This is a genomic window from Armatimonas sp. (assembly GCF_043760365.1).
Taxonomy (GTDB): Bacteria; Armatimonadota; Armatimonadia; order Armatimonadales; family Armatimonadaceae; genus Armatimonas.
Genome location: NZ_JAYUPA010000074.1, coordinates 1 through 6,639, shown reverse-complemented (window position 1 = coordinate 6,639; position 6,639 = coordinate 1). Strand labels below are relative to the sequence as shown.

5 protein-coding genes are annotated in these 6,639 nt (G+C 56.8%); 3 read left to right on the top strand and 2 right to left on the bottom strand.

Annotated elements, in window-relative coordinates; genetic code table 11:
* Nucleotides 1-71 precede the first annotated feature (71 nt).
* Complete coding sequence (locus ACH2EH_RS01920; protein WP_395138325.1) at nt 72-1,439, bottom strand: sulfatase; 1,368 nt, start codon at nt 1,437-1,439, stop codon at nt 72-74.
* Nucleotides 1,436-1,642 (bottom strand): hypothetical protein, encoded by a 207-nt coding sequence (locus ACH2EH_RS01915; protein ID WP_395138323.1) that lies wholly within the window; start codon nt 1,640-1,642, stop codon nt 1,436-1,438. Before ACH2EH_RS01915 ends, ACH2EH_RS01920 begins: the two co-directional genes overlap by 4 nt.
* Before the next feature lie 511 nt (nt 1,643-2,153).
* Here ACH2EH_RS01915 and ACH2EH_RS01910 point away from each other — a divergent pair.
* From ACH2EH_RS01910 to ACH2EH_RS01900, 3 genes are all read left to right on the top strand, one after another.
* Nucleotides 2,154-2,480: a hypothetical protein gene (locus ACH2EH_RS01910; RefSeq protein ID WP_394793175.1), complete on the top strand. Its 327-nt coding sequence runs from the start codon at nt 2,154-2,156 to the stop codon at nt 2,478-2,480.
* A gap of 116 nt (nt 2,481-2,596) precedes the next feature.
* The gene (locus ACH2EH_RS01905; RefSeq protein WP_395138320.1) at nt 2,597-4,687 is read left to right on the top strand and encodes an ATP-binding protein; all 2,091 of its coding nucleotides are present in this window, start codon (nt 2,597-2,599) and stop codon (nt 4,685-4,687) included.
* Nucleotides 4,688-4,731: 44 nt separating this feature from the next.
* Nucleotides 4,732-6,594, top strand: coding sequence for a response regulator (locus tag ACH2EH_RS01900; RefSeq protein WP_395138318.1), 1,863 nt, complete (start codon nt 4,732-4,734; stop codon nt 6,592-6,594).
* Nucleotides 6,595-6,639 lie beyond the last annotated feature (45 nt).

Here is a 6,639-nt window from a genome sequence, read left to right as displayed (position 1 = left end):
GAACGGGCTTTGCGGCTGAGGAACGAAGCCATTGCAGCCGCCCAATTCCATTGGGCGGCTTTGCCGGGCAACTACGCGCGGGCTGAGACGGTCTCTTGCCCCCAGCGCGTGGCGTTCTGGTAGTCCACGGTGCCATTGGTGTCGGTTTTGTAGCCGCAGCGGCGGATGAGTTCGACAGAGGATTGGAAGGTATCGCCGGTGGCTTTGAGGCGGGCAGTGAGCTTCTTTTCCAGATCCGCCTGGAGGGATTTGAAGGCGGGGTCGTTGGCCCGGTTGGTTTGCTGGTACGGGTCTTCCTGGTTGTCAAAAAGCAGCCAGGGGCCGTTGATATCACGGACGTAGGTGTAGCGCCGCGTGCGGATGCCTCGGTACTCACGTCCCCCACGCTCGCGTGTCCACTCGCCAAAGGGCGCGGGGCAGAGAATCAGCGCCGCGTCATCGTCCCATTTTCTCTTACCCTGCACTACGGACGCTAAGTTGCGCCCCTCCACCGTGCTGGGAACCGGAATGCCACAAAGGCCAAGCAGAGTTGGCATCAGATCCGGTGTGCCAATAGGCCCGGTGATCGTCCGTGCCTTGCCCCCCGGGAGCCGGATGAGCAAGGGGACGCGGATGGACTCATCCCAGGGTTTTTGTTTTTTGAGCATCCCGTGCGAGTGCAGCATATCACCGTGATCCGACGTATAAACAAAAACCGTGTTCTCAAGCTGGCCACTGGCTTTCAGTGCATTGATGAGCTTTCCAACACACTGATCCAGCGCATCAATATGAGCGTAGTAGCCCGCGTAGGTACTCTTTGCCGCCGCGCGACTTGCCTCGGGCACGTTGGGTCGAAACGTGAGTGTCTTGCCATCGTAGCGCTCTAGTAGGTCTTCAGGGCACATCCGATACGGATCGTGTGGCGGACCAAACGAGAGACAAAGCAAAAACGGCTTGTCTTTAGCGCGACCCTGGATATAGGAAATCGCTTCGTCGGTCTGGGCGTAGGCATCGTAGCCGGGCCAGGTGCGTTTCTGGGTCTCGTCGCCCGCAAAGTACGGGGAGTTTAAGTAGTTGTGCGTGCACTCTAAAACACGCCAGTGCTCGAAGCCCTGGCGGCGTTCTGGGGGAATGCGCTGATCACGGCCCGTGCCATCTACATGCCACTTCCCGATCCACGCCGTGTCGTAGCCCGCCTGTCCAAAAGCATCGGCGAGCGAGGTGGCTTTATGGTTGAGGCGCAGATCGTTGAGGAAAAGCCCGTGGGTGAGGGGATACTGCCCTGTCAGAAAGCTTGCACGCCACGGGGAGCAGACCGGCATTGTCGCGATGGCATGCGCAAAGTGGACACTCTCCTTGGCCAGCGTGTCTAAGTGCGGGGTAGCGACCTCTTTATTGCCCGTGTAGCCGTGGTCGCACCAGCGCCACTGATCCGAAAAAACAAAAACAACATTCTTCATGCAGGCTTTAGCACAATCCCCTCAATGCGATTTTGCACGATAAATGGCTGGGCCATCAGAAGCCGACGCGCTGTGTGGACAGCTTCGGGTGTTGCCTCCAACCAGAGAACTTTATACCCTAAAACCGCCAGCCGGAGCGCTTCTTCCGCTCCTCGTACTTCAACGAGGGGGGGATTGGCAGGGTCGGTAAGCGGTGGCAACATAAATATCATTATAGCATTTCCCTAAAATGCCCTAAACTCCATCGCAATTCTCTCCGACCATACTCTTGTTAAAGGATGGTGCAGTGACGACTCCCTCCGCTAAAGCAAAGAGCTTCTGAAATTATGTCTAGGACACAATCACAAAAAACATCACGACTTAGCATCGGGCTTCTTGCAGAACGCACGGCGCATCCGCCCACGTTAACCTGCAAAGGCACTGTCCGTGCCCCAAGCGAAGCAACCCGGCGAAGCTTGGTAGCTTCGCGAATATTAGCTTCACACTCACTACAAGACGCGGAGATTTTACCTGGCAAACGATACGTCGCACTCAAATGTAGTTCCTTGCCAGAACCCCTAGGAATCTCCTGTAAAAGTAAGAACCCGGAAAGCAAGGAAACAAGAATTTGAAAAATATTTTTAGAAAAGGATGCCGATTCCCCTGCCAGCTAAAGCAGGCAGTCCCCTCGGGCGTTTCATAATGGCAAATGTCAGAACCTGCCTTGAAGAAGTAATGCAACTCCAGGGAATAACCGGTGCGGTGATGGTGGATCTCAAGAACGGCAAGATGCTGGGAATCGCGGGCGATACCCCGAACCTAGATATTGAAGCCGCTGCCAATACGGACTTAATGAAGGCCAAGTTCCGGGTTCTCTCCTCTTTGGATAGCAAAGAAACCATCGAAGATATTGTGATCACACTAGGTCAGCGCTGCCAACTCCTACGCTGCATTGGTGGGGCACAGGGCTTAATGATCTATTTGAATATGCAGCGACAACAGGCAAGCCTCTCTGAGGCGCGCCAGAAGCTCAGCCAGCTTGAGGCGGAGCTCGTGATTTAAAATGAAATTCTCTCTAACGAACCAAATTGTGCGAAAGGTGTGTGTCACGAATGGCTGATTCGTTGTTCGGAATCATCGGTCTGGGTACCGGAGTCGTATTCGGTGTAGGTGGCCTGATGAGTTTCCTTAAAGGGAAACAGCTGATAACCGATGCGGCGCGGAAGTCCTCCCGGAAATCCTCCCGCGAGAGTGAGAGCGAAGCGAAGCTACACGAGCTGGAGCAACAGTTCGTCACAAGGGAGACAAGCTTCCGTCAGGAGCTTGAGGAAACCACCCGTCGTCTCAAGGAAGCGGACCAGCGCGCGGAGACCCTGACTCAGGATCTCGCCGGTCAAGTTTCCCGAATCGGAACGCTGGAGAGCGGTACCAAAACTCTCCAGGAGCAAAAAACGCTCTGGGAGGCCGAGAAGGCTTCCCTTGCTTTCGCACTAGAGGCCACGCGTAGCCAGCTCAAGGACATGGAAGCCAGAGCAGCGGATGCGGAGGCCCAGCAGCGCCACGCCGAAGAAAAGGCCGACCAGCGACTGAACAAGCTGAGCCAGATGTCGGAAAAAGTGGCGCTTGAGCTAAATCAGACTAAAGAGGCCCTCGCGGCAGCTGAAGCGGGTAAGAGCAGTCTCGCTGTCAGCCCACTCGCGGGCTCCGATACCTTCTTGAACGCTCTGGTCGAATCCTCACACGATGCTGTCTGTGTCATCAATGAGAACGGGAAGATCATCACCTGGAACCGCTCCGCCGAGGCGATCTACGGCTACGGCCAAGCAGAAGCCCAAGGACTCGAAGCGGACTTGCTGGTCGCTCACGATAGCCGAGAGAGCTTCAAGAAGGCAGTGGATCGCCTGGAAGATGCCAATAAGCCACGTACTCTGGATCTCTACGGTATCCGCAAAGACGGCAGCGCGTTCCCCATCGAGGTAGTGCTAGCCAGTTGGAAAGATGATGCCAGCGGCGCGAAGCGCTGCGTGCTCATCACCAGTGATGTCTCCGAGCGCCGCCAAGCCGAAGCGATGCGCCGCGATAAAGAGGCCGCTGAGGAAGCCAACCGTGCCAAGAGCCAGTTCCTAGCCAACATGAGCCACGAGCTACGCACACCACTCAACGCCATTATCGGGTTCTCGGAGATCCTGCACGACCGGACATTCGGTGAGCTCACTCCCAAGCAAGAGCGCTATGTCGGCAATATTCTCTCGTCAGGCCGCCACTTGCTACAGCTCATCAACGATATTCTCGATCTCTCCAAGATCGAAGCGGGTCGTGTTCAGCTCGACTACGCCGCATTCTCGCCCCTCACCGCAGTACGCACCGTGGACAATCTAGTCAAGGCACTGCTCCAGAAGAAAAATATCACCCTAGATATTGCGGGAGGAACGACTCTACCTCCGCTTATCGCGGATCAGGCAAAGTTCAAACAAGTCCTCTACAATCTTATCTCTAACGCCATCAAGTTCACCCCAGAAAACGGAAAAGTGACCGTGACACTGGCAACAGCGGGCAGTGGCAGTCTGCTTCAGGTAGATATCAAAGATACCGGAATCGGGATCAAAAAAGAAGACCAAGATCGCATTTTCCGCGAGTTCGAGCAAGTGGACAACTCCTATTCACGCCAGCAGCAGGGCACGGGTCTTGGCCTGGCACTGGTACGAAAATTTATTGAGATGCACGGAGGTAGGATCTGGGTCAGCTCGGCAGGCGAGGATCAGGGGAGCACGTTTAGCTTCACTGTCCCCTTTGGCCCCGAGGACTCCACCCCTGGCCGTGGCTCCAAGCCAGAGCGGGCGAGCACTGCCCCCAGTGTTCCTAAGCCAATGGCGCTCGTGGTGGACAGCGATGCCGCAGCGGCAGAGTTCCTTACTCATCACCTGCAAGAAGGGGGCTACGATGTGGCCCGTGCCAGCAGCGGGAAAGATGCCCTTGCGCTTGCCCAGGAGCTCAAACCGGCGGTGATCACCCTAGAAGTGGAGCTGACAGGCGAAGATGGCTGGGAGATTCTCAGTCAGCTAAAAGGCGATCCCAACCTCAAGGAGATTCCCGTGGTCGTGGTCTCGGTTACCAAAGAGCGTAGCCGCGCCGTTCAGCTAGGTGCCTCAGAGTTTGTGGTCAAACCCATCGAAGCCGGAGCATTCCTAGGAACTCTCGCCGATGCCCAAAAGAGCCCCGCCGCCACTACTCCCACACGCCGTGGTCGGAGTGAACGTGCGGCTGCATAATCCCTGCCAACCTCTGGCCCGACGAGACGAGACGGAGAAAGATCGTGGCTGAAAAAAAGATACTGGTTGTTGAAGACAACCCAGTGAACATGGAGCTGGTGACGGACCTCCTGGAAGTAGCGGGTTTTACCTTTGAAACCGCTATGAACGCTGAGGAAGGCATTCGGCTCGCAGATGCGGGACTCCCGGACCTGATCCTGATGGACATTCAATTGCCCGGAATGGACGGTTTGGAAGCCACTAGCATCCTGAAACAAAACCCGAAGACAAGACATATTGCGATTGTCGCCCTCACCGCTCATGCGATGAAAGGCGATGAGGAGCGAGCGCTGGCGGTAGGCTGCATCGGCTACATCACCAAGCCCATCAACACCCGTACTTTCCCTCGCTTAGTGCGAGAGTTCGCCGAGTCGCTCAGTGATGCGCCTGCCCTGCTAGTGCTAGAAGAGCCTCCGCTACGGACGGAAGCCACGGAAGCACCGGCACTCTTACTGGCGGCTGAGGACGATGCGCCTCTGTTGCTAGAGGCGGAGCGTGAGGAACTCTTTCTGACATTGCCCGAGGACGATACCCCAGTGGTTCTGGAGCTGGTTGGTGAAGAGAGTGAGTCCCTCTCGCCAATCTTGCTAGACACCGAGGAATCGGTTCTTGCTCCCACTCTGGAGCTGGTACAGGCCCCCATACAGGCGCTTAGTGTGCCCAAGCCGGTAGAGAAGCCAAGTGCATCTCCGCCCGAAAAGCGACGTAAGCGTGGGCTGAGTTTTGCGACGGCAGCCGCCAGCGCGGCGCGGCTACTAGTCGTGGACGACGACGAGATCAATCGTGAGATGCTCTCGGCGATGCTCCGCACTCTGGGCTACGATTCTGAGCTTGTTAGCAGTGGCCCCGAGGCTCTGGAGAAGCTAGACAATAGCTACGACATGATCCTGCTAGACTACATGATGCCCAGTATGGACGGGGTCCAGGTCTGCACACGAATCCGTGAGGAATCACGCTTCAACGATATTCCTATAGTGATGGTCACCGCTCTCTCCGGCAAAGAGGATCGCCTTCGCGCCGTGGAGGCAGGAGCCAACGACTGGATCTGCAAGCCTGTAGATCGCACGGAGCTTCAGGTGCGTATTGCCTCGCTTCTGAAGATGAAGCGGGCACAAGATGACCTCAAGAAGCACCAGCGTAGCCTGGAGGAGACGGTTCGTAGCCGTACCACCGAGCTTCGTGGTGCCATGGAGGAAGTCAAGCAATCCCAGGAGAATGCACGCCGCTCCGCACTCGATGCGATGCAGCGCATGGCCTACACCGCCGAGTTCCGCGAAGGCCCCACAGCCGCCGCACACATCCGCGCCGTGGGTCAGTACAGCACCGTGATCGCCAGAGCAATGGGTCTCGACGAAGATGCGGCGGAGATGTTGCTCTACGCCAGCCAAGTGCACGATATTGGCCTGCTCGCCATTGAGGATAGCATCGTCAATAAAAAAGGCGAGCGCGACGAGTACGAGGAGTCGGTCTACCGACAGCACGCCATCTTGGGTGCTCGCCTGCTCTCGGGATCGCCCTCGGAGCTGCTGCGCTCCGCCGAGCTGATTGCTCTCTCGCACCATGAGCGCTGGGACGGCAAGGGCTACCCGCAGGCACTGGAAGGGGAGGAGATTCCTCTCTACGGACGTATTGTCGCCCTGGCAGATGCCTTCGACCAGTGGACAAGCTACAACCACAAAAAACGCTCCCTCAACAATGAGGAGGCCAAGAAGAAACTCAAGGAAGAATCCGGTAAAACCTTCGATCCCAAGATCGTGGATGCCGCTCTAAAAGCCTTCGATGAGATCGTGGAGTGGCAACGCCGCTTCCGCCGCGCGGAGGAGCCGCCCGATGACCTCCCGGTCAGCGCCATCTCCTACGCCGTTTGAGAGAATAATAAGATCACATACACACCACCCCGCCGGGACTCTCGG

Coding starts and splice junctions, on each gene's coding strand:
- ACH2EH_RS01920 (WP_395138325.1), bottom strand. CDS start 1,439: ATGAAGAATGTTGTTTTTGTTTTTTCGGATCAGTGGCGCTGGTGCGAC.
- ACH2EH_RS01915 (WP_395138323.1), bottom strand. CDS start 1,642: ATGTTGCCACCGCTTACCGACCCTGCCAATCCCCCCCTCGTTGAAGTA.
- ACH2EH_RS01910 (WP_394793175.1), top strand. CDS start 2,154: ATGCAACTCCAGGGAATAACCGGTGCGGTGATGGTGGATCTCAAGAAC.
- ACH2EH_RS01905 (WP_395138320.1), top strand. CDS start 2,597: ATGAGTTTCCTTAAAGGGAAACAGCTGATAACCGATGCGGCGCGGAAG.